At 34.6% G+C, this 22997-nt stretch carries 21 protein-coding genes; 11 read left to right on the top strand and 10 right to left on the bottom strand.

Going from position 1 to position 22997, the window contains the following annotated elements; translation table 11 throughout:
- Nucleotides 1–157: 157 nt before the first annotated feature.
- The 3 genes from KORDIASMS9_RS11105 to KORDIASMS9_RS11095 form a co-directional block, all read right to left on the bottom strand.
- Nucleotides 158–934 (bottom strand): tyrosinase family protein, encoded by a 777-nt coding sequence (locus KORDIASMS9_RS11105; protein WP_162819891.1) that lies wholly within the window; start codon nt 932–934, stop codon nt 158–160.
- A 206-nt stretch (nt 935–1140) separates the two neighbouring features.
- Entirely contained in the window at nt 1141–2880 is a 1740-nt protein-coding gene (locus KORDIASMS9_RS11100) for a sulfatase-like hydrolase/transferase (protein ID WP_114902912.1), read from the bottom strand.
- A 108-nt stretch (nt 2881–2988) separates the two neighbouring features.
- Nucleotides 2989–4575: a DUF1254 domain-containing protein gene (locus tag KORDIASMS9_RS11095; RefSeq protein ID WP_114902911.1), complete on the bottom strand. Its 1587-nt coding sequence runs from the start codon at nt 4573–4575 to the stop codon at nt 2989–2991.
- A gap of 325 nt (nt 4576–4900) precedes the next feature.
- On the opposite strand from KORDIASMS9_RS11095, the gene KORDIASMS9_RS11090 reads away from it, so the two are divergent.
- The 3 genes from KORDIASMS9_RS11090 to KORDIASMS9_RS11075 all read left to right on the top strand — a co-directional run bounded on the left by KORDIASMS9_RS11090 (nt 4901) and on the right by KORDIASMS9_RS11075 (nt 7613).
- Nucleotides 4901–5458, top strand: coding sequence for a hypothetical protein (locus KORDIASMS9_RS11090; protein ID WP_162819890.1), 558 nt, complete (start codon nt 4901–4903; stop codon nt 5456–5458).
- Between the two features lie 651 nt (nt 5459–6109).
- On the top strand, nt 6110–6925 hold the full coding sequence (locus tag KORDIASMS9_RS11080) for a sensor histidine kinase (protein WP_114902908.1): 816 nt from the start codon (nt 6110–6112) through the stop codon (nt 6923–6925).
- 10 nt (nt 6926–6935) lie between these two features.
- The gene (locus KORDIASMS9_RS11075) at nt 6936–7613 is read left to right on the top strand and encodes a response regulator transcription factor (RefSeq protein WP_114902907.1); all 678 of its coding nucleotides are present in this window, start codon (nt 6936–6938) and stop codon (nt 7611–7613) included.
- Nucleotides 7614–8008: 395 nt separating this feature from the next.
- Here KORDIASMS9_RS11075 and KORDIASMS9_RS11070 read toward each other — a convergent pair whose 3' ends face one another.
- Nucleotides 8009–8530: a DUF4136 domain-containing protein gene (locus tag KORDIASMS9_RS11070; RefSeq protein ID WP_114902906.1), complete on the bottom strand. Its 522-nt coding sequence runs from the start codon at nt 8528–8530 to the stop codon at nt 8009–8011.
- Nucleotides 8531–8720: 190 nt separating this feature from the next.
- Here KORDIASMS9_RS11070 and KORDIASMS9_RS11065 point away from each other — a divergent pair, with 190 nt between their 5' ends.
- The 6 genes from KORDIASMS9_RS11065 (at nt 8721) to lipA (ending at nt 13502) form a co-directional block, all read left to right on the top strand.
- A complete protein-coding gene (locus KORDIASMS9_RS11065; protein WP_114902905.1) occupies nt 8721–8927 on the top strand; it encodes a membrane or secreted protein in 207 nt (68 codons plus the stop codon).
- A gap of 18 nt (nt 8928–8945) precedes the next feature.
- A complete protein-coding gene (locus KORDIASMS9_RS11060) occupies nt 8946–10046 on the top strand; it encodes a glycosyltransferase (protein WP_114902904.1) in 1101 nt (366 codons plus the stop codon).
- Nucleotides 10037–10594: an RNA polymerase sigma factor gene (locus tag KORDIASMS9_RS11055; RefSeq protein ID WP_114902903.1), complete on the top strand. Its 558-nt coding sequence runs from the start codon at nt 10037–10039 to the stop codon at nt 10592–10594. Before KORDIASMS9_RS11060 ends, KORDIASMS9_RS11055 begins: the two co-directional genes overlap by 10 nt.
- Nucleotides 10591–11808, top strand: coding sequence for an Nramp family divalent metal transporter (locus tag KORDIASMS9_RS11050; protein WP_114902902.1), 1218 nt, complete (start codon nt 10591–10593; stop codon nt 11806–11808). Before KORDIASMS9_RS11055 ends, KORDIASMS9_RS11050 begins: the two co-directional genes overlap by 4 nt.
- Before the next feature lie 133 nt (nt 11809–11941).
- On the top strand, nt 11942–12487 hold the full coding sequence (locus KORDIASMS9_RS11045; protein ID WP_162819889.1) for a hypothetical protein: 546 nt from the start codon (nt 11942–11944) through the stop codon (nt 12485–12487).
- A gap of 139 nt (nt 12488–12626) precedes the next feature.
- Nucleotides 12627–13502 (top strand): lipoyl synthase, encoded by an 876-nt coding sequence (gene lipA / locus KORDIASMS9_RS11040; protein WP_114902900.1) that lies wholly within the window; start codon nt 12627–12629, stop codon nt 13500–13502.
- Nucleotides 13503–14373: 871 nt separating this feature from the next.
- Here the strand turns inward: lipA and KORDIASMS9_RS11035 are convergent.
- Complete coding sequence (locus tag KORDIASMS9_RS11035; RefSeq protein WP_114902899.1) at nt 14374–17292, bottom strand: leucine-rich repeat domain-containing protein; 2919 nt, start codon at nt 17290–17292, stop codon at nt 14374–14376.
- Nucleotides 17293–17354: 62 nt separating this feature from the next.
- Nucleotides 17355–17594, bottom strand: coding sequence for a hypothetical protein (locus tag KORDIASMS9_RS11030; RefSeq protein WP_114902898.1), 240 nt, complete (start codon nt 17592–17594; stop codon nt 17355–17357).
- A gap of 151 nt (nt 17595–17745) precedes the next feature.
- Here KORDIASMS9_RS11030 and KORDIASMS9_RS11025 point away from each other — a divergent pair, with 151 nt between their 5' ends.
- The gene (locus tag KORDIASMS9_RS11025; protein ID WP_114902897.1) at nt 17746–18015 is read left to right on the top strand and encodes a helix-turn-helix domain-containing protein; all 270 of its coding nucleotides are present in this window, start codon (nt 17746–17748) and stop codon (nt 18013–18015) included.
- A 317-nt stretch (nt 18016–18332) separates the two neighbouring features.
- Here KORDIASMS9_RS11025 and KORDIASMS9_RS11020 read toward each other — a convergent pair whose 3' ends face one another.
- The 4 genes from KORDIASMS9_RS11020 to KORDIASMS9_RS11005 all read right to left on the bottom strand — a co-directional run bounded on the left by KORDIASMS9_RS11020 (nt 18333) and on the right by KORDIASMS9_RS11005 (nt 21402).
- The gene (locus KORDIASMS9_RS11020) at nt 18333–19010 is read right to left on the bottom strand and encodes a response regulator transcription factor (RefSeq protein WP_114902896.1); all 678 of its coding nucleotides are present in this window, start codon (nt 19008–19010) and stop codon (nt 18333–18335) included.
- Between the two features lie 282 nt (nt 19011–19292).
- Nucleotides 19293–20048: a sensor histidine kinase gene (locus KORDIASMS9_RS11015; RefSeq protein WP_114902895.1), complete on the bottom strand. Its 756-nt coding sequence runs from the start codon at nt 20046–20048 to the stop codon at nt 19293–19295.
- On the bottom strand, nt 20018–20677 hold the full coding sequence (locus tag KORDIASMS9_RS11010; RefSeq protein WP_114902894.1) for a hypothetical protein: 660 nt from the start codon (nt 20675–20677) through the stop codon (nt 20018–20020). The genes KORDIASMS9_RS11015 and KORDIASMS9_RS11010 overlap by 31 nt, the downstream gene beginning before the upstream one ends.
- Nucleotides 20677–21402 carry a hypothetical protein gene (locus KORDIASMS9_RS11005; RefSeq protein WP_114902893.1) on the bottom strand — a complete coding sequence of 242 codons (726 nt, stop codon included), beginning with the start codon at nt 21400–21402 and terminating at the stop codon, nt 20677–20679. Before KORDIASMS9_RS11005 ends, KORDIASMS9_RS11010 begins: the two co-directional genes overlap by 1 nt.
- 583 nt (nt 21403–21985) lie before the next feature.
- On the opposite strand from KORDIASMS9_RS11005, the gene gap reads away from it, so the two are divergent.
- A complete protein-coding gene (gene gap / locus KORDIASMS9_RS11000) occupies nt 21986–22981 on the top strand; it encodes a type I glyceraldehyde-3-phosphate dehydrogenase (protein WP_114902892.1) in 996 nt (331 codons plus the stop codon).
- Nucleotides 22982–22997: the final 16 nt, after the last annotated feature.

The following is a 22997-nucleotide window of genomic DNA, read 5'->3' as shown; positions in this document are numbered from 1 at the left end:
TTATGCGCTTTTAGAGATGTTTGTTTTTTATTGTTTGTGGATTTGTCAATTTATTATTTTGTGTGGAAACATACACCTTTAAACTTCTAATAAAAAAAGCACCTCACCAACGAGATGCTTTTTAGTTTGAGATAACGTGTATTTATCAATTCTAATCTTAGTCAAGATATGTATATCCAAGATTTTCCGTGTTTAATACATCTTTAGTTTTCAATGCTGTTTCTTCATCTGTACTAAATGGTTTTAAGCTAGCATTTAAGACAGCTTTTGGCATACTTGATGCTCCAAGATCTTTTCTTTCTGGTTGCTTTTGCCATTGATCCCAAAAACGATCTAACTGGCAATGTGTAAACCAAAAAATAGGATCATACGCAGTACAGTTAGTATCTGCCGATGAGCCGCCCAAGTAGACATGACTTGAAATATCTGCCAAGTAAATTTCTGTACCAAAAGTAACAAAGTCATCAGCTTCCATAGCTTTTGTAGCCAAGGCTAGTGCTGAGTTTAGCAATTCATTATTTGGCGCATCATTTCTAAAGGTGTATAAAGGAATTTCATATTCAGCCCTGTAAAATGGATTTGGTTTCTTTGTCCCTTTTTTCTTAGTTTTATAATACGGATCTGCCAATAACGGAGGAATTCCTTCTTGTCTTGCCGTTTCAGAAGTATAATCCCAATAAGGTAAAGTGATGACAGGTTTTGCATTTGGAACCGCTGCTTGAAGCGCCTTTTCAAAGTCTGAAAAATAGGCTCTTGCCCACGGTAAAAAAAGCATATCATTCCTCTGATAATGACCGTCGGTAATGAGAATGCCTGCTTTTTCCTGATATACTCGATTCTTATATAATTTATTAAATGCTTTTCGCAAGTTCGATATTTCTTTCTCTGAAAGATCGTACACACTTTTCCTAAGGTGAACGGTTTTTTGACTCATACTTTCAATTTTTAGGCAGTTAGTAATACTAAGACAAATGTCTATTTTTAACCCGTTGTGCATTTTGATAAAATTCGTCAATTTGAGAGAATTTTACGATTGAAAATGAGTGAAATTTGTATTTTAAATGCACAACGGGTTATTTTTAGTAAATCTTCAAATAATTTATATAAAATAAGTAAGCAATCAAGATACGATTTTCTACATTATGCTTTTTCTCCAGAAACTTTTGGCCAAACAATAGTCGCTGGCATTGTTCCTTTTTCTAGCATCACTTTGGTTAATAGTTTGTGTAATTCTTGACGCTTTTTTTGAATAAAAACCTTCTTTATTTTTTCTTTTTTAGAAGCATTGTATCGCTTCAGCACTTTCTTTATGTTTCTGAAAGCCAAATTGTATCGTTCTTCAGGATCATTCGTCAAATCGTACATTTCATATTCTATTTCCTGTCCGTAGTTAGGATCGAAATACACTGCATATTTCCATTTTTGGTTGCCTTTAGTTTGTATGATGCAACGAATACGACACGCGCCCATTTCTTGTGGTTCGGCACTTTGAATATAGCTATCATCAAATGTAAAGTGAACATGATTTTGCACTTTTTTAGTCGGATTGTTTAAAATACACATTAAACTTTTTCCTTGAAATGTATACTTTTTAGAAGGAATGTCTGCAATTTCAGCTAATGTTGGCATCAAATCAATCAATCCTGCAAAAGCTTCTGTGGTTTTTCCCGCAAACATATCTGGATCTGAAAGATGCGAAAATATCATCGGAACATTGATCGTTTGCTGATACGTATTGAACATTTTTTGACGAATCATCCCATGCGACATTGCCATATCTCCATGATCGCTTACTCTAACAATTAATGAATCTTTTGTCTTCGGATTTTTTTCTAAAGCTTCTAAAACCTTGTTAATTTCTTTATCGACGAGAGACGTTAAATACGCGTAAAATTTCACATAATTTGTAGCGACTTCTTCAGTTTTAATCTCACCAAAACCTTGTAACATTTCTTGCCAAGTAGACTGAATTTTTGGCTTTGTGTTCAGTTTTTCATCCCATGTAGATGGTAAAGCAACATCAATTGACATGAAGTCATCATCTTTGTATCCTCCAAGTTTATATAAAGGAGGATTTCTAGGAATACCGTACGGACTCGTCATGGTTTCATTTCCTGGGTACGACAATACATCATGCGGATTCACTAGCGAAACTACTAAAAACAAAGGTTTATCGTCCTTGTAATTTTTGATGTATTCCAAAGCACTATCTTCCACTCTTTTCTGATTGGATTCTTTAACACTCATACCTGGAAGTTTTTTTCCATACAAAGCACTTTGCCCTTCTCCATCGACAAAACGTCCGTCGTTGTTAAATATTCCACCTCCAAAATTGAAAATATTAGCGTCATCTCCAGCATCGGGATAATTCCATTCTTTTACACCATAATTTTTTTCCAAATGAGAAACATCTTTAGAGGTCCAATACAAATGATCAATATCTGGTTTCAACGGTCCTTTTCCTTTCATTTTCACAAACTGAGTTGGTTTGCTCACATGCCATTTTCCTTTGTAAACTACGTTATATCCAGCTTGTTCCATCATTTCAAACATGTTTGGCATGTTGTTTCGCAATTGTCCTTGCATTACTTGTGTGTATCCTTTTGGAGGATTTTCTTCATTGAAAGGATCATCAAAAGCTAATACTTGCGTTGCGGTATGTGTCGCTGGAAAAGTTCCTGTAAAAAGTGTAGCCCGGCTTGCTGTACACGTACACGAATTGGTAAATGCATTGTTGAATGCCAATCCATTTTTCAACAATTTGTTCATTGCTGGTAAGTTATTTTCAGCCCAAACCGTATCCCAATTTTGCTTCCATGTTTGCTGATCGGAAATAATGATCACGATGTTTGGTTTCTTTACATCTTTTAATTTTGTCATGATTTTTTTATAGTTATGCAGTTGTTAATAAAAGCTTTAAGGTATATTATTTTAGGTAAAGATTGTCCAATTAGGGCAACCTTTTACACATTTTTTCTTTAATAAAAATTAACCAACTTTTACAATGCTTGGTGGAATCCAATTGGTATTATCAGTTCCTTTGACTAGACAGATTGGAAAATTGCTAGTTCCTTCTTTTCCTTCTCCCCATAAAATTGGCGTGTATAAGCGTAAGAAGACAATAAATCCTAAGGTGTCTTTCAATTCTTCATTATTCGGGATTGGCAACCAGTTATTAAAGGCAACAGGATCATTTTCCTTATCTGGCGCATCTGCTTGAAGATATAATTTAATGCCATCATTAAATGTTGCAGGATGGTTTTCTATTGTTGGATAACCGATAGAGCTATAATGTACGCCTGCTTTTTGAGCATTTGTATTCTCTACCAAAGTACCATCACTGTTGTAGATTGTTACTGACCAGAAAGCATCGTCCTTTACAGGAGGAAGATCTGTAAAATGAATTGTATACTTAAAATCTCCACTCAAATGGTTACCATCGCCATCAAATTTTGCATATCCGTAAACGGTATCTTCCACACGGTTAGCTCCTAATGCCCATCTTGCTATGGTTGCTCTATTTTTATAATTTGTTTCATAATCGCCAAGAAACTTATATCTTGGAAAAACCCAATGATTTGTGTGCGGGTTTTTGGAAGAAACACCCGATTCCAAAAATTGTGCTGCAGCTTCCAATCCCGCTTGTAAAGTTACTTGTTTCTCTATATCAAGTTCTGTAAAATCAAATGAAATTCCTGGGTTTTCTACTGGATTAATGACAAACCCGATTTCTTCTAGTTTTGAAATCATTTCTTTATCCTTGTCTGTATCTAGCGGTGCATTGTAATTCATCATCGCAGCCATTCTTCCAAAAAAGGCAGATGCGTCCATTTGTTGTATTTGATAAAAAGGTGCTGTGCTAACATCCACCACAGGATCAACCGCTACATTTTCGGGTATGTATGATTCGTTATCAACTTGGCTTAAAGGCACCAAATTCAACTTTGGATAGATTTCCTCATTTATCCACTTTAGATCGGCAGGAGCACCATTTGAAAATACACGTCCAATAATCCATGCAGAATTAGTGTTCATTCGAATCACTCTCATGCCATCAAATTCATTTCCTTTAATTTTATAATCTGGTCCTACAAAAACATATTTTCCTGGCTGACTGTTTACACGTGATCCTGGTGTGTTGTCAATTACGTTTGTCCAACCATCCAAAACTTGCATGATAAAAAATCGCGAACTTCCGTCTGGGTTTGTAAACGCAGGAAGATTCATCACAATAGGTTCGTCTTTCAAATTAAGAGAAGCAATCATATACAGCGTTGATGTACTCAATAACACAACGTTTTTTGCTTCGGGTCCTGGCCATTGTGTTTGCAATGCAAATTGATTCATGGGAGCACCGCCGGCGCCACCATTAGAAGGTTCTGTTGGAGTATTGTTAAGTTGTTGTAATGTAACGCCCATCATCACCAATGGATATCCGTAAATGTAGGCATCAAAAGCATTGTTGAAGGTTGTTTTTATACCTGGAATTGTCGTTTCTAAAAAATCATTGGCGCTTTCAATGTTCAAAGGATCAATGACGTTTGCTACTGTGGTTGTTTCTATTGCATCTAACATGTTTTAAGAATTTAAATGGTTCCTACTCTATTAGTAAAGGCTTTTCGGATGCTGCCTACGAATTCAAAATATATATAATACACAAGGGTTTATACTGTTTTGATTCTGCAACAAATGTCCTAAATAAGAGTGTTTTATGTAAGCGTACATGAGCGTGTTTCGAAAAATCAGGCTGAACTACTTAGTCGTTTTAGGAAGAATGGAATAGGCGATTTAACGTCATTTACTAGGTAATTCAACCTGTTTTGAGCTTGAAACCATTTTTATAGCCTGTTTCTTCCCTATCTTCAACATGAAAAATGGATGAACCCTTAAATTAATCATTATGAAATCAACTATGAAATACACCGTTTTAATTGTACTTGCATGTACTTTTTTTGTATCCTGCAATCAGGAAAAATCAACTAAAGCAGCTTCCGATTTGAAAAATGTACAGCTTAAAGATTCAGCAGATTGTAAAAACGGAAGAGGTTATATACGAAACCAAATATGTTATGAAGAAGCATCTGGTTATTTGGGGAACTACAAAACATATATAGATGGCGTAGTCACGTATCTTGATGAACAAGAATATGGAACTCCTGAAGAAAATCGTAATGCCCTAAATTACGGTTCTGAAACGTCCGCGTTAGAATTATTGGAAGTCCTTTTAGAGTTTAAGAAACATAGAGGAGATTTGACCGATGATGATAGAGTATTTTTAATGAATGCGCGTAAAAAAGAAACGCACTCAAGAAATGAGATGCTTGTCACCGAGATTGTTTTGGTGATTGAACCAGCTGATGGAAGTGAAAATTACTATTACGATTTTACAAGACCTTGCCCAAATGGTTGTCCAGAAGGTATTTCCGGATTAGAATATCCGTCACTCACTAAAAAATAGACATACAATGGAGGTTAGCACTACATTAAATACAATTTACTATCATACGGCAAACGTAGCATTGTTATGCCTTAGTGTGAATGTAGTGCTGTGCCTTTTATTTCGAAAAAAACTAAACACGCCTTTACGACTCTTCTCTTATTTTCTAATTTGGAATCTATGTATTGAAATTTTCGTATTGATGTACGGTGCTTTCGGATATAAAAATAACTTGCCTCTTTTACACATATATACGTTGGGAGAATTTATTTTATTTTCATTCTTCTACAGAAGCTTACTTGACAAACCTGTTTTCTTTAGAAAATACTTTTGGCAGTTTTTAATATTGGGAAATCTCTTAATTGTGTCTAATTCTATATTTCTACAGAGCATTTTTGTATTCAACACCTTTGCAAAAACCTTTGTACAATTGACGATTATTGGCTTTGCGATTGTATACTTTTACAATCTTGTGGAAAATCAAAAGTTTGCGCCTACCCTCTCCAAAAGTATACGTTTGATCAATTCTGCGATACTCGTCTATTACTCAGGAAGCTTGTTTGTTTTTATGTGCAGCAATGTTTATTTTGAAAATGCGCAGATATACGATATATTCTGGATTTTTAACGCGTTGCTTAACGTTCTGTTTCATTTGCTTATCTTGATAGGATTATGGAACGTATTTTTCAAGAAGACAACTTTATAATGTTAATCATCTTTGGTATTTTGATTATGCTCGCTTTTGCAATGGCATTTGTGCTTTTTGTGAATTATTCTCAGAAGAAAATTTTGAAAGAACAAATGCGCGTTCAAAAGTTAGATTTTAAACATCAAGAAGAGTTATTGCATGCTACCATTTTAACCCAAGAAAAAGAACGCAACCGAATTGCACGAGATTTACACGATGAAATTGGCTCTAAACTAAACGTGATTTTTCTCAATATCTGTCGCCTCAAAAAATTTGGTGAAAAAGATACTGAAATTGAGCAAATTACAGATGAAGTAGAAACTGTTATTCACACAACCATCAATTCAATTCGATTCATTTCGCACGAATTATTACCGCCAACGTTAGAAGAATTCGGATTGATAGAAACGATCAGAGAATTGCAACACAGTTACAACTTGGCAGGTGATCTTCAAATTGATTTTACCACGTCTGAAAACACGCACCCTATACAAAACTCATTAATCGAACTGAATCTTTTTAGAATCATACAAGAACTCATCAACAACTCCATAAAACATGGAAAAGCAACTGAAATCGACTTGCATGTATCCGCAGAAGAAACATCCATAAAATTGACCTATCAAGACAACGGAACTGGTTTTGACAGTTCTCAAAAAAGCTATAAAAAAGGACTCGGAATGAAAAATATTGAAAGTAGATTGCGCATTATCAACGCAACGTATCATTTGAATTCCTCCAAAGAAAACGGCACCAATGTCGTCATTGATGTACTTGCTACACCATTACACAAAACCTAATACACTCACCATGAAAACTATTTCCATTGCCATTGCCGACGACGAAGCTTTGTTCCGAAAAGGAATGAGCTTACTGTTAAATGCTTACGAAAATCTTCAAGTTGACTTGGAAGCCGAAGATGGAGAAGATTTGTTAGAAAAATTAGCAACCTGCGAACAATTGCCAAACATTTTACTACTCGATTTAAAAATGCCCAAAATGAATGGCATTGAAGCGGCAAAACGCATCCAACAAAAATATCCGACACTCAAAATCATTGTCATCTCTACACACTTTAGCAGAGCTTTTATTATTAATATGATTGAATTATCTGCGGTAGCGTATTTGCCAAAAAATTCACAACCACAAGAAGTCGTAGAAACCATTGAAGCTGTGTATGAAAAAGGATTTCATTACAACACGGAAGTCTTAGCGATTATTCGAGAAAATATCATCTCCAAGAAAAAACCAAAAGCACAATTTTCAGTAGAATTGACCAACCGAGAAAAAGAAGTTTTACGCTTGATCTGCGAACAATACACCGCTCCAGAAATTGCTGAAAAACTATTCATCAGCGCACGAACTGTGGACGGACATCGCAATAATCTGTTATCCAAACTAGAATGTAGGAATGTAGCAGGTTTGGTCGTGTATGTATTGCAACATCAATTGATAGATATTCCATTGTTAAAGATAAATAGGAAGTAGTTGCTGGTTGGTCGCTGCGCTCCGTTGTCGGTTGTGTGTTGTCAGTTAGTATGAAATTTTATTTTTGTTTTTGAACTTAAACTGCTAAACTTATAAACCTTTACACTGTTTATTTGTGGATTTGTTTTTTTGATGTTTTCATTGAAATTCATTGTCGAGTTCAATTTTAAATTCGATTTCTAAGCGTCACTTCGAGTGATTTTTCGCAATATTTTACATTGAGCGTAGTCGAAATGAAATGAAGAAAAATTGTATCGAGAAGTACTGTGAAATAGCAAGTCAATCAAAGCATATCTCGATACAAATTTCTTAACAGAAATTCATCGATATGACGAATTGCATCATTGAATTTGAAATTCAAAACAATCTCAATACTCAATACTAACAACTCACTACTACTTCTCCGGCGGAAACTTCTCAAATGCTTTCAACAAAATTGCTCTGAAATACGCTTTGCGTTCTTCGGGCGTGGCTTCTTCCTTAAAATAACCTTCTACAATCGCTTGCCAAAACAATTGATCTTGCCGAACATCTACCAAATCAATTACCACTTCCTGATTTCTTTTAGAACTGCCAATTGGCAATCCGATGGAAATTCCACCACCAGTATTTCGTCCGCCGCCACCAACTCCAACTCCAACTGCAGCATCTTGATCGGGCTCAAAAGCGGCTGTTTCAATATTAATATAAAAATCTGGTGTTGCCGTACGCCTAAATCCGCGTGCTTGCATAATGGAATCGGTCAATCGGAATATGCGTTTATCATTCAATTCGCTCAATCCTGTGTCAATATCTGGAAAAAAATTATACGTTCTATACTTTGAAAAATCTGTCTTACGATCGTAATCATACACCGCTTTTGGTGCCGTACATGAAACCATCAACATGAATACTAAAAGTGCTCCTATATATTTCATAGCCTTGATTTTTGGGTGATAATCCTCTACAAGATAACAATAAATATTCCATAAAAAACCGTATCTTTGCAAAGATTTAACAAGATGGAAAAATTCATACTCTGTGAAATAGATTTCAAGAATTTTAATATGTAAATCTGTGATTAAAAGCGTTCTATCTGATAGAAATCATTAAACAAAACAACAAGAAATGAAATTAGCATTAGTAACAATTGGTTTATTATCACTTTGCTTTGCTGGAATTGCAATTAAAATCTGGGCGAAGAAAGATGGAAAATTTGCAGGAACCTGTGCCAGTCAAAACCCAATGTTAAACCAAGATGGCGAAGCTTGTGGTTTTTGCGGAAAAACTCCAGATCAATTTGAGACCTGTTCGGAACCTCAACACCAAAAATAGTCAGCTTCTCTCCTACGTATGATTCCTTTTCTCCTGTATGCTTTGATAGTCGTTGCTGCTATTCAAATTCTTTACTTTTTACTTTTTGGACTGTTTGCTTTTGAAAAAACGAAACGCAGAAAATTACAAAACATCCCAGTTTCTGTGATTGTGTGCGCCAAAAACGAAGCAGAAAATCTGAAAATTCTCATTCCTCAACTTTTACAACAAGCCTATCAAAATTTCGAAATTGTATTGATTAATGATGCTTCTTCTGATGAAACATTGAACGTTATGGAAGAATTTAAAGCTGCAAACAACACCATCAAAATCGTCAATGTAGAAAACAATGAAGCGTTTTGGGGAAATAAAAAATATGCGCTAACCCTCGGAATTAAAGCTGCCACCAACGATTATTTAGTCTTTACAGATGCCGATTGTGTCCCAGCTTCCAAAAGTTGGTTGGCAGAAATGACGCAGCATTTTTCTGGCACCAAAACAATTATTCTTGGGTATGGCGCGTACGCGAGAAAAAAACATTCGTTCCTTAATCTTTTGATACGGTTTGAAACCTTAATGGCAGCCGTACAAGCGTTTAGCTATGCAAAATTAGGCATTCCCTACACGGCAGTTGGTCGAAATTTGGCATATCACCGAAGCGAATTTTACAAAGTGAACGGTTTTATAAATCACATCAAAATTCGTTCTGGCGATGACGATTTGTTCATCAAAGATGCAGCAACAGGGAAAAATACCTCAATTTGTTATTCCAAAAACAGTGTGACCATTTCACAACCTAAAACGAGTTTTGGCGCGTGGTTTCGACAAAAAAGAAGACATGTAAGTACGTCATCACACTATAAATTCATTCACAAATTCCTGTTAGGTACTTTTTACAGTTCTCAAATATTATTTTGGATCTTGGCAATCATTTTACTCTGCACAAATCTTTGGATGCTTGCGTTAGGAATCCTAGGAATTCGTGTGCTTGTTCAGTATTTCGTTATTGGATTTTCGGCAAAAAAACTCAAAGAACAAGACACTTTATACATGCTTCCTATATTGGAATTCTTTTTAGTTGTCATTCATTTTGGTATCTTTATAGCCAACACGATCTCAAAACCAACGCATTGGAAATAGCTGAAACGATTCTAAAAGCATACATACAAAAAGCGAAAATGGGCAATCAAATAGCGTTCAATTTCTTGCTAAATTCTTTTTGGAATGATGTATATGGCTTTCAACTAAAACGCGTTCAAAATGAGAACGATGCAGAAGATATTACCATTCAAACCTTCTCGAAAGCATTTGACAAAATTGATACGTTTGACGAAAAGTACAAGTTTAAAACCTGGCTGATTACCATTTCTAAAAACGTCCATATAGACTTTCTTCGGAAGGAAAAAAAACACATTGAAACTACGGAAGAACAGGAAGAAGAAGTCTATCAAATTGTCGATGATGGTCCAACGCCAGAAGATAAAATCATCACGGAACAAAACTTAACAAAACTCCTGCGCGATATCAAAAAACTAAAACCGCATTACCAAGAAATTATCAATTTGCGGTATTTTCAAGAGTTGAGTTACAAAGAAATTTCGGAGCAACTCCAAGAACCGATGAACAATGTAAAAGTGAAATTACTCCGTGCTAAAAAACTATTGGCAGAAATTATTCAGAAGAAATGAAACTAGCTTTTATCAAAAAATTGGGTCCAGGATTATTATTTGCGGGCGCAGCTATTGGCGTATCGCATTTGGTTAATTCCACCCAAGTTGGCGCGGAATTCGGTTTCGGATTGTTGTGGGTGTTGTTGTTGGTAAATTTGTTTAAATATCCGTTCTTTCAATTCGGTCCACGCTATGCAACCGCTACTGGCGAAAGTCTGTTAGATGGTTACAAAAAACTCAGCAAAGGATTATTAATTGCCTATTTTGTACTTTCATTTGCAACCATGTTTACCATACAAACTGCCGTCACAATTGTCACCGCAGGTTTGGCAGAACAATTATTTGGAATTGATTTTTCCATGGCAACTTGGAGCACGATTATCACCTTAATTTGTTTGGGAATTTTGACAATGGGACGCTATTCGTTTTTAGACAAACTCATGAAAGTCATCATCGTCACCTTAACGATAAGTACGGTCATTGCTGTAACCATGGCTATTTTTAACGGGAATGATGCGTTGAGTGCAGGACAAATTTTTCCAACAGAAACTGGCGGTATTACATTGCTCATTGTTTTTATGGGGTGGATGCCAGCACCGCTAGATATTTCAATTTTTCATTCGTTATGGGCGATTGAAAAACGACAAGAAACAGAAAATTTTACGCCAAAAAGCGCGTTGTTCGATTTTAATTTTGGCTATATAATTACTATTGTTTTAGGCATCTGTTTTATGGCGTTGGGCGCGTTGATCATGTTCAATTCTGGTCTTGAATTTTCATCCAAAGGTGGCGAATTCGCTTCGCAACTCATTAATTTGTATACAGAGAGTTTAAGCAGTGAAGTCTACATTATCATTGCCATTGCTGCATTTACGACGATGTTTAGCACGACACTTACAACGTTAGACGCTTCACCAAGAGCGATGGCAAAGACAAGTCAGTTGTTGTTTGGAAAATACATCAAACACAGTTATATCTTTTGGATGCTAATTTTAGTCGTAGGAACCATTATCATCATGACGCAATTTTTAGCCGAAATGGGCTCGTTGATTTACATTGCTACGGTGTTATCGTTTGTAACGGCTCCTTTTTATGCAATTTCAAACTACATTCTCATCACAAGCAAGCATACGCCCGCAGCATGGCAACCCAAACTCGGATTGCGTATTTTAAGTTGGTTGGGAATTATCTTCTTAACAGGATTTTCTGTATGGTATCTTTTTACATTGTAGTTGGTTGTTCAACCTACTTTTTCATTTAACATCTCGACTGCGCTCGATGTAACACATTTTGAGTTTTATATTTTATATTTTACATTTAGCAAAACAACGAACTAAACACATCCACAAAAACATAAAAATAACTATGGGACTCAATATTGCAGGAATTGCCATCAATAAAAGTTATAAAGAAGATGTTTCAACCATAGAAAGTATGTTGGGACATCAGTTACTTTTTGAAAAAGAAGTACCTTTTGAAGAAGCCTGCGAAAGTTTTAAAGAAGACTCCTATTGCGATATCTATTTTTCAGAAAATAGTACTTTTATTTTATGCGATATGGAAAGAGCAGGTTTTGAATTTATATTAGAAGAACAAGATGTTTTTTCTTTTGTATTGTCCGAAATGACTATGACTTTCTGCATAAATTATGTTAAAAATGGAAAACTTGTAAGAACCATTGTAGAAGCAGAAGACGAATTGCATGAAGATGAAGGAACTCCTTTAGAATTTGAAAAAACAGAAGATGATAAAAGTGAAATCATTTATTACCTCATCGAAAAAACAATAGGCAAATCTTTTGATGATATTGATCTCGAAGCTACTTGCAAACGATATACATTTCAATCACTGCAACAATCTGATACTACTGAAACGAATGGCTCTAAGAAACCTTGGTGGAAGTTTTGGTAGCTATTAGGAAATAAACAAAAAGAAAAAAATCACAAAAAAACAAGCAAAAGTGACATCCTAAAAACCCACAACTAAGAACTAACAACTAAAGTAAATCTTTGTATCTTTGCACTTCATTTCACTTTGAAGAAGAAGATTTATGAGCACAGAAACAACTGCAAGTGTATTGCCTCCAAAAGGAAAACCGAAATGGCTTCGCGTGAAGCTTCCAACGGGAAAAAAATATACAGAACTTCGTGGATTGGTTGATAAATACAAATTGAACACGATTTGTACCTCTGGAAGTTGTCCAAATATGGGCGAATGCTGGGGCGAAGGAACAGCAACCTTTATGATTTTAGGAAATGTGTGTACTCGTTCGTGCGGATTTTGCGGTGTAAAAACGGGACGACCAGAAACGGTTGCTTGGGATGAACCTGAAAAAGTAGCACGCTCTATTAAAATCATGAAAATTAAACACGCGGTGTTGACTTCCGTAGATCGTGACGATTTAAAAGATATGGGAAGTATCATTTGGGCAGAAACGGTAAAAGCCGTGCGCCGAATGAATCCGAACACTACTTTAGAAACCTTAATTCCCGATTTTCAAGGCATTGAACGTCACTTGGATCGTATTGTGGAAGTAGCTCCAGAAGTCGTTTCGCACAATATGGAAACCGTACGTCGTTTGACGCGTGAAGTGCGCATTCAGGCAAAATACGATCGCAGTTTGGGTGTGTTAAAATATTTGAAAGATCAAGGTATCAACCGAACCAAATCGGGCATTATGTTAGGTTTGGGCGAAACGGAAGAAGAAGTCATTGAAACTTTGCACGATTTAAGTGCCGCAAATGTAGACGTCGTTACGATCGGACAGTATTTACAGCCAAGTAAAAAGCATTTGCCTGTACAACGTTTTGTAACTCCCGATGAATTTGATCGTTACCGACAAATCGGATTGGATTTAGGATTCCGTCATGTAGAAAGTGGTGCGTTGGTACGTTCTTCGTATAAAGCGCATAAACATATAGAGTAATTTTGAATGTTAAATTCAGAATGTTGAATTATAAATTTTGGCTAGTTGCTTTCGCTTCTAGCCTTTCTTATATACTACATTTTGTCATTCCTGCGACTTGTACTGAGCTTGTCGAAATAAGGCAGGAATCTCTCTTACCACGAATGCACGAATTATTTTTTATTATGAAACGTCACTGCAAGGAAGGATGACGTGGCAGTCTGTTTATTGTAGAACGCTTTCGTTTTTTGAAGTCACAGATTGCCGCGTCGCTGCGCTTCTCGCAAAGACGAATCGAAGGACTTCACATAACATAAAATTACTATATGAAAAAATGAAACGTCACTGTGAGGAAGTATGACGTAGCAGTCTGTTTATCGTAGAGCGCTTTTGTTTTTGAAGCCACAGATTGCCGCGCATTGTTCACTTCGACAAGCTCAGTGTACAATTCTCGCAAAGACGTATCAAAGAATTTATTGGTATATTTTCAAATTGTTACATTAAAAAACCTTTTCAAATCATCAAAGTATCCAATACACCACGTTCTTTAAAGACTAAAAGAGGTTCCGAAAGGGGTTTTCCCCCTAAATGAACCCCTTTTACTCGGTTCTGAACCGCCTCGAAGCGGTTATACCACCACTTTTATGCGTTCCGAACTAGCTCGAACTGCTTAAATAACCCCAAAAAGACAATAAACAACCTCAAAAAATTATTCTCAAACCGCTTTTAATGATTAGTAAACCCACACAAGTTCATAGGTAACCTCAAGAAGATAGTAAACAACCTCAAAAAGTCTATAATTAACCTAAATAATTCATTGCAGAACCGCTACAAGAGAATAAATTGGCTATTGTAATTTCTATATATCAAATTGCCACATAAGAAAACATTACTACATCAACTTTCCTAAAGCTTCTACAATTTGAGAATACGCTCGCTCTTTGTATTGCCATTCGGCGATAGGTTTTAAATAACGCTTGTCTTTTGTTTCATCATCTTTTTCATCATGATAATATGGGAGAAACTGGTAATTTGGCAGATTAGCGAGTGCGAAACCAGCTTTATCTTCGTCATCAATTTCATCTTTAATATTAAAGATATCTTTTAGTGATGCAAAATAGCTCCATGGAAAATGTCTTATCAGCACACAGACAATTTTCTTGTTCGGATTCTTTGCCATTTGTTCAAATGTTTTATAAACTTCATCTTTTAAAATGTAGTCAGAAGCTGCAAAATTCATAGACATTAGGAAAACTACAATATCAGAACTTTCTAGCTCTTCTTGAATTTGATCATCCCATAAACCAGGATTTATTTCTTCGCAACTCCATGATTTTGCCAATTGAAATTTTTGGAACGGTTTTAAAAACTTTTCTAATTCTCTTTTAAAATGGATGTCTTCGTTTGAATAGGAAATAAATATTTTTTTCATTTTTTGAATATTCGGATTGTCGGTAAAGTTTTGATAGCGGTAACTGCTTTGGGTTCGTGCGGAAGTTTTGTCGATGTCGTTTCCATCTTCTGTTAATGTATATGCGGGAATGGTTTCTTTGGTTTTTGTATTATCCAAAAGTGCATAGTTTACAAAAGTTGTATTATCTACGGAAAGATACATTTCGTCCGGTCGGTTTAGTTGATTGCATCTTTCTTTTAGGAGTTGCAAGAATACCTTTTTAGAGGTGTCTTTTTTATCTCTTTCTTCTGCGTTTTCGGAATTTCCCTCCGTTTCAAGTGTCGGTACTTTTTCTCCCCAATATAAAAATAGTATTTCTCGAAATATTTGTTGAATGATTTCATTTTTGATAGAATCGTCCGAAGCAAGTGGTTTTATGGACACAGAAATGGTCAGTTTTGAAAAATCTAATTGAATCCACACTTTGCATTTTTTATCTAAAGTAAAAATCAGTTGATCGCGCCAATATTGTTTTTTATCAGGATTTTGTCCGTAATGACAAATTAACTCATTAATAAGTCCGAACGGAATAAAACGTTGAAATTTTAGAACAAATGTTGGTTTATTAAAGTCAAATTTTAGCAAGCTATACACTTCATCGTCTTCGGAAGTGAGCAGTAAATAGTTTGGAATGATGTATTCGTTATTTCCTTCATCAAAAAATAATACTTTTTCATTACGTAATAGTTGTTCTATTTTTTTGTCAATCTTACGTTCGGTAAAAGCCCTTTTGGAAATTCTTCCCTTCTTTTTTATATCGCCAATGCCTAGAATTTCGTCATGAATTTTTTCAACCGTAGCCGCAGGATTTAGCCAAGCAACATCGTTCAGCATGTTATCTTCTTTATAATACAATAACATTCCTTTTCGCGATAATTGCTGCAATTCCACTTTTAAATTCCTTCGCTTATCTGCATCTGTTATGTTTTCCCATTTGTAATGCTTTTCAATATCGCTTAACGAAATTGCTGTTTCACTTTCTTCATTTAAAATATATCTTAAAAATTCAGGATACCACTTAGGCTCTTTATTTGTAGAAGTTCGTTTTTTAACAGTTTCCCAAAAAGCTGCGGTAAAATAGGCAAGAGAAGCATCATTTTTGGGATTTTTAAAATCGATATTGAGAGAAACATGAAACTCGTCTACAATATGATGATTTAAAAACGCCTCTTGCCAATTTTCTTTGGTAGTATTTTCATCTGCACGGGTTTGAATCATTAGTATAGGATCCTCATACACAGCATTTTCGTCAGTCTTTTTTTTATCAAATGCATATCGCAATTGTGCCAACCAATAGCCGCGTTTGTAATTTCGTGTTGCAAACTTGTTCGTGTCTTTTTCCAGGAGTTTGTTTTCATTGGTTTTTGGATGCCACGTTAATATATTGACAGTTTCTTGGGTAAAAAAAGCTCTGTAAATACCATGATAATAATCTTGTCCGCCAAAATCATAAAAAATGGCTTTGGGTAATTTATAATTTATTTCTTTTTTAGAATGGACAACGGACAACACATGCGTGCTACTATTTTTGTCAGGATCAACTTTTGAACGTTGCTTAGTTTGTAAATAGGTAAGTAGGGTTGATTTCCCCGAAGCATGATTGCCTAATAACATTACTTTAACAGGTAATTGAACTTCTATTTGTGTTTCTTCTCGTTTTTGTAACTCACTTTTAATGATATCCAAATGGTTTTCATTAAAGTTTAAAATTAAATTTTCAGTTACTACAAAAGGATTATTGTGAACTTCTAGATACTTAAGTTTAGGAAGTTCGGAAACAAACGTTAAAGAGTTGATTTCAGCAATTTGATTATCTGAAAGATATAATCTAGAAAGATTGGTCAGACTTTCAAGGTTTTCAAGTTTTGAAATTTGATTAGATGAAATATCTAATTTTGAAAGATTGGTCAGACTTTCTAAGTTTTCAATTTTTGAAATTTGATTATTTGAAAGTTTTAATTCTGTAAGATTCGTTAAATTTTCTAAGTCTTCAATTTTTGAAATTTGATTATTTGAAAAATCTAGCCAAAAAAGATTAGTTAGCTTGTCAAGACCTTCAATTTTTGAAATTTGATTGTTTGAAAGATTTAATAACTCTAGATTTTGGAGTTTGTCAAGATTCTTAATTTCAGAAATTTGATTGTTTGAAAGATTCAATACCTTTAGATTTTGGTACTTATCAAGATTCTTAATTTCAGAAATTTTACTCCCTTTTAAATGTAAACCGATTATTTGACTCTGTTCATTAAGAAGAAAACTATTTGATTTAAAAAATAAAATATCACCCACATCCTTTGTTTCCCTCAACCAAATCCCATACACCTTTTCCAATTCTAAAATCTCCTGTGGTTTGCTCATGCTTGTTTTTGTGTTTTATACTATACGAAACAAGATACAAATTTGTAGGAAAAAATAAATAGTTATGGTAATGTGTTTATTAAAAATTCTAAAGCTTTTAGTTGGTAATCGGTGTCGTGATACGCATTGGTTTTTCGGAATTCGTGAAACAACGGCAACAAATCATTAGCGAGAATAAAAAAGTACAATCCGTTTTTGATATTCTTTTCTTTTTCAAAATCTTGCTTATATCTTTGCAATTCGAGTTTTACGGTTTGTAATTCGTGTAGTAATTCTTGGTTGAGTTGCTTTTGAGTGATCATACTTGTGTTTTAATATTTAGTAATACTATAATTTTTACACAACAAATATAAATATTACTATAATTAAATACAAATAAAACTATAATTATATTCTAATAAATTTAGCATTACTATAATTTTAGTAGTTTTGCAACAATCATACAATCTCAATATGAACATTTTACGATTAAAAGAAGTTTTAAAGGAAAAACAAATGACAGGCAAAGACTTAGCCGAAAAAGTAGACGTTACGCCTGCAAGTATTTCCAATATTGTACAAGGAAATAGTTTTCCAAAACCTGAACTTCTCCTAAAAATCGCGCAAACTTTAGATGTTGATATTCGAGAGTTGTTTTATCCTACGAAAGAAACGCATACGACGTTGGAAGATATTCAGAAAGCTATTGAAACGTTGGAGCGGTTGAAGAAAGACTATCTTTGATTTACGATTTTTGATTTTTGATTTTTTCTTACTGTTGTGGGATGCTGAGTCAGGCTCAGCATGACGAAAATTTTCATTGAAACATCTCAATTCTCAATACTATCTACGTTTCCGAGTACTTCTCGATACAAATTTGCTAATTTGAAAATGTACCAATGCCTATTTCAAAGACGAATTTAGCTTTGATTTAGACAGATTGCCACGACTGCGTCTCGCAAAGACGTATTGAAGAGTAAAGCGTTTCAAAAAAGTCTAAGAGCGGAGCGGTCTATGAGATTCCCGCCTACGCGGGAACAAGTCTAAAAGCGACAGCGAGTCTAAATCAACGGTATCTCATTCGGTTCAATGTAGTTGTTTTGAATAGCATAAATGACCAAACCTGCAATGTTCCGCGCTTCGGTTTTGATGAATAGGTTGTTTTTGTGACCTTCCACCGTACGTGGTGCAATGAAAAGTTTTTCCGCAATTTCTTTGGCAGTTTTCTGGAAACAGATGAGTTTTAAGACTTCTACTTCTCTTTCTGTTAAAACGTTTTTTTCAATTAAGGTTGGTTTTGGACTTTTGTGTGAAATTTGCTCGCGCAAAACCCCTAGTTGATCGTCCATAAAGTAATAACCGTTTTCGTGCACATCTTGAATGATTTGCACCAATTGTACAGGCGAAATTCCTTTGGGTAAAAACGCAGAAACACCTGTTTTTAACATAAAGCCCATAAAGGAACGCTTGTAATGTGACGTCATCAGTATGACTTTGATACTTGGATAGTTTTGCTTTAAAAATTCCGTGACTTCCACGCCGTTGATGCCTTTCATGTTTAAATCGAGTACCATAATGTCGGGCAATGTACTGTCGGTCACTAGTTTTTCTTTGAGCATTTCGCCGCTTTCAGCCGTGTAACAAACTTCCATATTTTCTTGATTTCCTAAGAAGTCTTTTAACAATGATACAATAAGTGCATCGTCGTCTACTAAAGCAATTGTGATGATGTCTTCCATGTTGTTATTTTTAAATCGTATTTTTTCAAGTAAAACGTAGTGAATTCCTATCTCAATACGCTTAAAATACCTAATTTTAGTTTTTACTTTCGTTTTCTTTGCTCGCACAAAGAAAAGAAACAAAAGAAAGTGCGCTTTTCCAGAGGTGTTTTTAATTTTTCTTTTAGGGAAAAATTAAAACCGCAATAACTTTTCTAAATTTTCTCCAAGGCTTCAAAAATTTTTAACGAAAAGTTCTTACTACACTGCGGAAAAGAAAAAACCATCCAAAAAACATTCAAATTATGTATTAGTAAATAAAAATAAGTTCGTTGTCCCTTTTCCTACTGTCGATTTTACTTTGTGCGTTCCTTTTAGGAATTGCACACGTGTTTCTATGTTTTTGGTTCCCAAACCTTTGCTATTTTTTGCTACATCATAGCCTTTTCCATTGTCAATGATACGCAAAGCCATGTAATTTTCAGTTTGCTTTAGGTGCAAATGTAAGTATGTAGCTTCGGCATGTTTAATGGTATTAGTGATGATTTCCTGAATGAGTCGCGTGACTTGCACTTTGAATTCTTCTCTGTCGTTTACCTCAGCTCTGATATCAAATATAGTACTTATCTGTAAATGCTGTTCCCAAGGATCGAGCAGTTCTTTGATCAATTCAGGAAGCTTGGTAAATTCTACCAACGGCGGACTTAAATCGTGCGATATTCTTCGTGCAATGGTAATACTTTCATGCAAGGCTTCAATCGTTTTTTGATCGTTATTGGTAATTTCCTGTTGCATTTTTAGCGCGGTCAATTTACCAATTAAACCATCATGAATATCTGCTGCAATGCGATGACGTTCAATTTCCTGTGTTTTAATCGTTGTTTCTAATAGATTTTTCTGGTAATCTAATTGTGCTGCTGCTTCTTTTTCTTTCGCTTTGATTATTTTCTTAAATATAGCACGTATCAAAAAGATGATCACGGTCAGTAAGACGATGACAAACAATGCTACAATGGTAATCCAAAGAATTATTGTTTCAGGTTTCTGCCACGTTTCCATATAAAATAAGTTAGGTATAGGTAAAATAATACGAGCAATATAGCATTGAGTGTAAATGCGTACATTCCAATCATTTTATTGTTTTCAGAAACTAAGAAATTTATAGGTATAAATAATAGAAACTGAAGTGAGAAAAAACATAAAATCACACTGTTCAATGATAAATAATATCCTTGTTTTTTATACAGTTTTTCTTCATCTTTTATCAATTCAAAAAAATACACAACAGCTAGTATAATAATACACAAGGACACCAATGCTTTGGAATACGGCTGAAATAGTTTGATGTCGAAACTCTTTATAAAAATTGACTCTATTAATGTATACACAATTCCTAAAACTCCCAATGCAATGGTTAGTTTTTTCTTTTTTATAAGTTTCTGATACAAAGCAATAAATACAAATAATTCTAGAAATGTAATCACAAATATCAAAAACAAATTATTCCCAAGATACCTTGCCAAAAATCTTGAAGTAAGGTCTATCAGTAAATTAACGCCCAAATACAACAAAAATAATTGACCAATAGTATTTAAATGTTTGAAATAATAGATACCAACACTCGTACCTATAATAAGTACGAGTGGTGATAAATTGGTGATGATATCAAAAAAGGTATTAAAGTTCATTAATCATTTTGTAAAAATATGTTGGCTATTCCCATACCTTCAAAAGTTGGATCAAATGGCGGAACAGGTCTCGCTAAATCTTCAAAAATAGATTGTTCGGTGTAAGGTTCTTTATTTTTCATCATTTGCCCTATTTCTTTTAAACCTGTACTTACGATGACTAAATCTATCTCAAATGATCCTTCTTCTCCTTTCAAAGCAAAGAAACACGCATGAATATCTTCTGGTATAAAATCGGCAGTATTTATTTTAAAAGCCTGTAATATTGTTTTACTCTGAAATGCTTGTGCTGCCCAATCATTTTTGTATGTATTCCAATTATTAATCTCCACAACAAGTTCTGGCTTGTTGGAAAGTCTGTCAATAATATCTTGATTCACCGTTGAAAGTGTAGAAGGAACTAACTTTAAGTCTACATACTGTTCTATACCTGATAAAACAGGGTTATTCGCTTGTGATTGATGGTGTTGGTACCCAGAAAACGCTTGTTGTAGATTATCTACATTATCGGCAATGTCTGATACTGCGTACACTTGCAGATTTTCATTATCGTACCCGAGATACAAGTGCATACGATTATACAAAGTGCTCATATTTCCAGTATCTAGAAAAAAGTAGTTTCCAGCTTTGTCAAAAATTGACTGTATCGTTTCTAGAGAACCTTCTAGTCTAATAGCATTCCATTGTTGAATACTTTGGATTGGTGGTGATGTTTGTGTTTCCATTTTATTATATTGTGGTTTTAAAATTGTCAAATTTTAATGACAAATAGGGGTTTATAAAATATGCTTCAAAATACATCAAAAAAAGGAAATAATTATATGGACTTCTCTGATATTGCTTTTAAATATATATATGTTTTTCAGACCAACAAATTCTTCGGTAGCAGAAAAATAAATATGATAATCACTTCCTATTATTTGACATTGTAAATATCTAAAATACAACACAATACCCAATACGTAATTTTACGCAACTTTTAGATATGGTAAAAATTACATACTTCCTAAAAACACACCTTGATATTCTTACGTATTTCATAAATACCGTAAAAAAACAGATAAAAATCAACTTTGATTTATAGAATTTTACATCTTAATTAAACATCAAGAATGTATATATACAGGTTGACATACGCTTGAAGATATATCGTAAACTAAATTCTATTCAACCACGCAAGCGCAATCTTTATTCAATTGAAGATTGTGTTTTTTATAGTATCAATCAAACCAAAGAATCCAATCTAAAAAGTGAAGCAAGTACAAACAAAAAAGCGTAAATTTACACTTCCTAACTTAAAGTACTTACATGATAAAAATCGCCATTAATGGTTTTGGAAGAATTGGTCGAAATTTATTTCGGCTATTATTGAATCACCCAACAATTGAAGTCGTTGCCATCAATGATTTAGCGGACACACGCACACTCAGTCATTTGCTAAAATACGATAGCATTCATGGCGTTTTGCCAAACGAAGTAAGTCATACCGAAACTGCTATTATCGTTGATGGAAAATTATATCCTGTACTAAATATTGCTACGTTGGATGCACTCAATTGGAAACCGTATGCTATTGATTTTGTGGTAGAAGCCACTGGAAAATTTAAAACGGAAGCATTGCTGAATCATCATATCACAAACGGAGCAAAAAAAGTAATATTGTCCGTTCCGCCGCAAGATGATGCCATTAAAATGGTGGTTTTAGGAGTCAATGAACATATTTTAGATGGTTCGGAAACGATCATTTCCAACGCTTCTTGTACTACGAATAATGCTGCGCCAATGGTAAAAGTAATTAATGAATTGTGCGGAATTGATCAAGCGTATATTACTACAATTCATTCCTACACAACCGATCAAAGTTTACACGATCAGCCACATCGCGATTTACGCCGTGCGCGTGGAGCAAGTCAAAGCATTGTACCAACAACTACGGGAGCTGCCAAAGCGTTGACGAAAATATTTCCAGCACTTTCTGATGTCATTGGTGGTTGTGGAATTCGCGTTCCTGTTCCCGATGGTTCGTTAACCGATATTACTTTTAATGTGAAAAAAGAAACGTCTATTGAAGCAATTAATACAGCCTTTAAAAAAGCAGCAGCAACTAATTTAAAAGGCATTCTTTCGTATACAGAAGATCCAATTGTGTCCGTAGATGTGATAGACAATCCGTATTCCTGTACGTTTGATTCGCTCATGACTTCCGTGATAGGAAAAATGGTAAAAGTCGTCGGTTGGTACGACAATGAAATTGGCTATTCGAATAGATTAATTGATTTAATGCTATATATTTCAAATAAATAAGTATTTTTGAATAAAT

Source organism: Kordia sp. SMS9, from assembly GCF_003352465.1.
In the GTDB taxonomy this organism is placed as follows: Bacteria; Bacteroidota; Bacteroidia; order Flavobacteriales; family Flavobacteriaceae; genus Kordia.
Note: the sequence above shows the minus strand (reverse complement) of the source record. Positions and strands in the feature narration are given on the sequence as shown.

Coding starts and splice junctions, on each gene's coding strand:
- KORDIASMS9_RS11020 (WP_114902896.1), bottom strand. CDS start 19,010: ATGGAAGACATCATCACAATTGCTTTAGTAGACGACGATGCACTTATT.
- KORDIASMS9_RS11095 (WP_114902911.1), bottom strand. CDS start 4,575: ATGTTAGATGCAATAGAAACAACCACAGTAGCAAACGTCATTGATCCT.
- KORDIASMS9_RS11080 (WP_114902908.1), top strand. CDS start 6,110: ATGGAACGTATTTTTCAAGAAGACAACTTTATAATGTTAATCATCTTT.
- KORDIASMS9_RS11105 (WP_162819891.1), bottom strand. CDS start 934: ATGAGTCAAAAAACCGTTCACCTTAGGAAAAGTGTGTACGATCTTTCA.
- KORDIASMS9_RS11045 (WP_162819889.1), top strand. CDS start 11,942: ATGGGACTCAATATTGCAGGAATTGCCATCAATAAAAGTTATAAAGAA.
- KORDIASMS9_RS11005 (WP_114902893.1), bottom strand. CDS start 21,402: ATGGAAACACAAACATCACCACCAATCCAAAGTATTCAACAATGGAAT.
- gap (WP_114902892.1), top strand. CDS start 21,986: ATGATAAAAATCGCCATTAATGGTTTTGGAAGAATTGGTCGAAATTTA.
- KORDIASMS9_RS11035 (WP_114902899.1), bottom strand. CDS start 17,292: ATGAGCAAACCACAGGAGATTTTAGAATTGGAAAAGGTGTATGGGATT.
- lipA (WP_114902900.1), top strand. CDS start 12,627: ATGAGCACAGAAACAACTGCAAGTGTATTGCCTCCAAAAGGAAAACCG.
- KORDIASMS9_RS11070 (WP_114902906.1), bottom strand. CDS start 8,530: ATGAAATATATAGGAGCACTTTTAGTATTCATGTTGATGGTTTCATGT.
- KORDIASMS9_RS11015 (WP_114902895.1), bottom strand. CDS start 20,048: ATGGAAACGTGGCAGAAACCTGAAACAATAATTCTTTGGATTACCATT.
- KORDIASMS9_RS11030 (WP_114902898.1), bottom strand. CDS start 17,594: ATGATCACTCAAAAGCAACTCAACCAAGAATTACTACACGAATTACAA.
- KORDIASMS9_RS11010 (WP_114902894.1), bottom strand. CDS start 20,677: ATGAACTTTAATACCTTTTTTGATATCATCACCAATTTATCACCACTC.
- KORDIASMS9_RS11050 (WP_114902902.1), top strand. CDS start 10,591: ATGAAACTAGCTTTTATCAAAAAATTGGGTCCAGGATTATTATTTGCG.
- KORDIASMS9_RS11060 (WP_114902904.1), top strand. CDS start 8,946: ATGATTCCTTTTCTCCTGTATGCTTTGATAGTCGTTGCTGCTATTCAA.
- KORDIASMS9_RS11100 (WP_114902912.1), bottom strand. CDS start 2,880: ATGACAAAATTAAAAGATGTAAAGAAACCAAACATCGTGATCATTATT.
- KORDIASMS9_RS11065 (WP_114902905.1), top strand. CDS start 8,721: ATGAAATTAGCATTAGTAACAATTGGTTTATTATCACTTTGCTTTGCT.
- KORDIASMS9_RS11075 (WP_114902907.1), top strand. CDS start 6,936: ATGAAAACTATTTCCATTGCCATTGCCGACGACGAAGCTTTGTTCCGA.
- KORDIASMS9_RS11090 (WP_162819890.1), top strand. CDS start 4,901: ATGAAATCAACTATGAAATACACCGTTTTAATTGTACTTGCATGTACT.
- KORDIASMS9_RS11025 (WP_114902897.1), top strand. CDS start 17,746: ATGAACATTTTACGATTAAAAGAAGTTTTAAAGGAAAAACAAATGACA.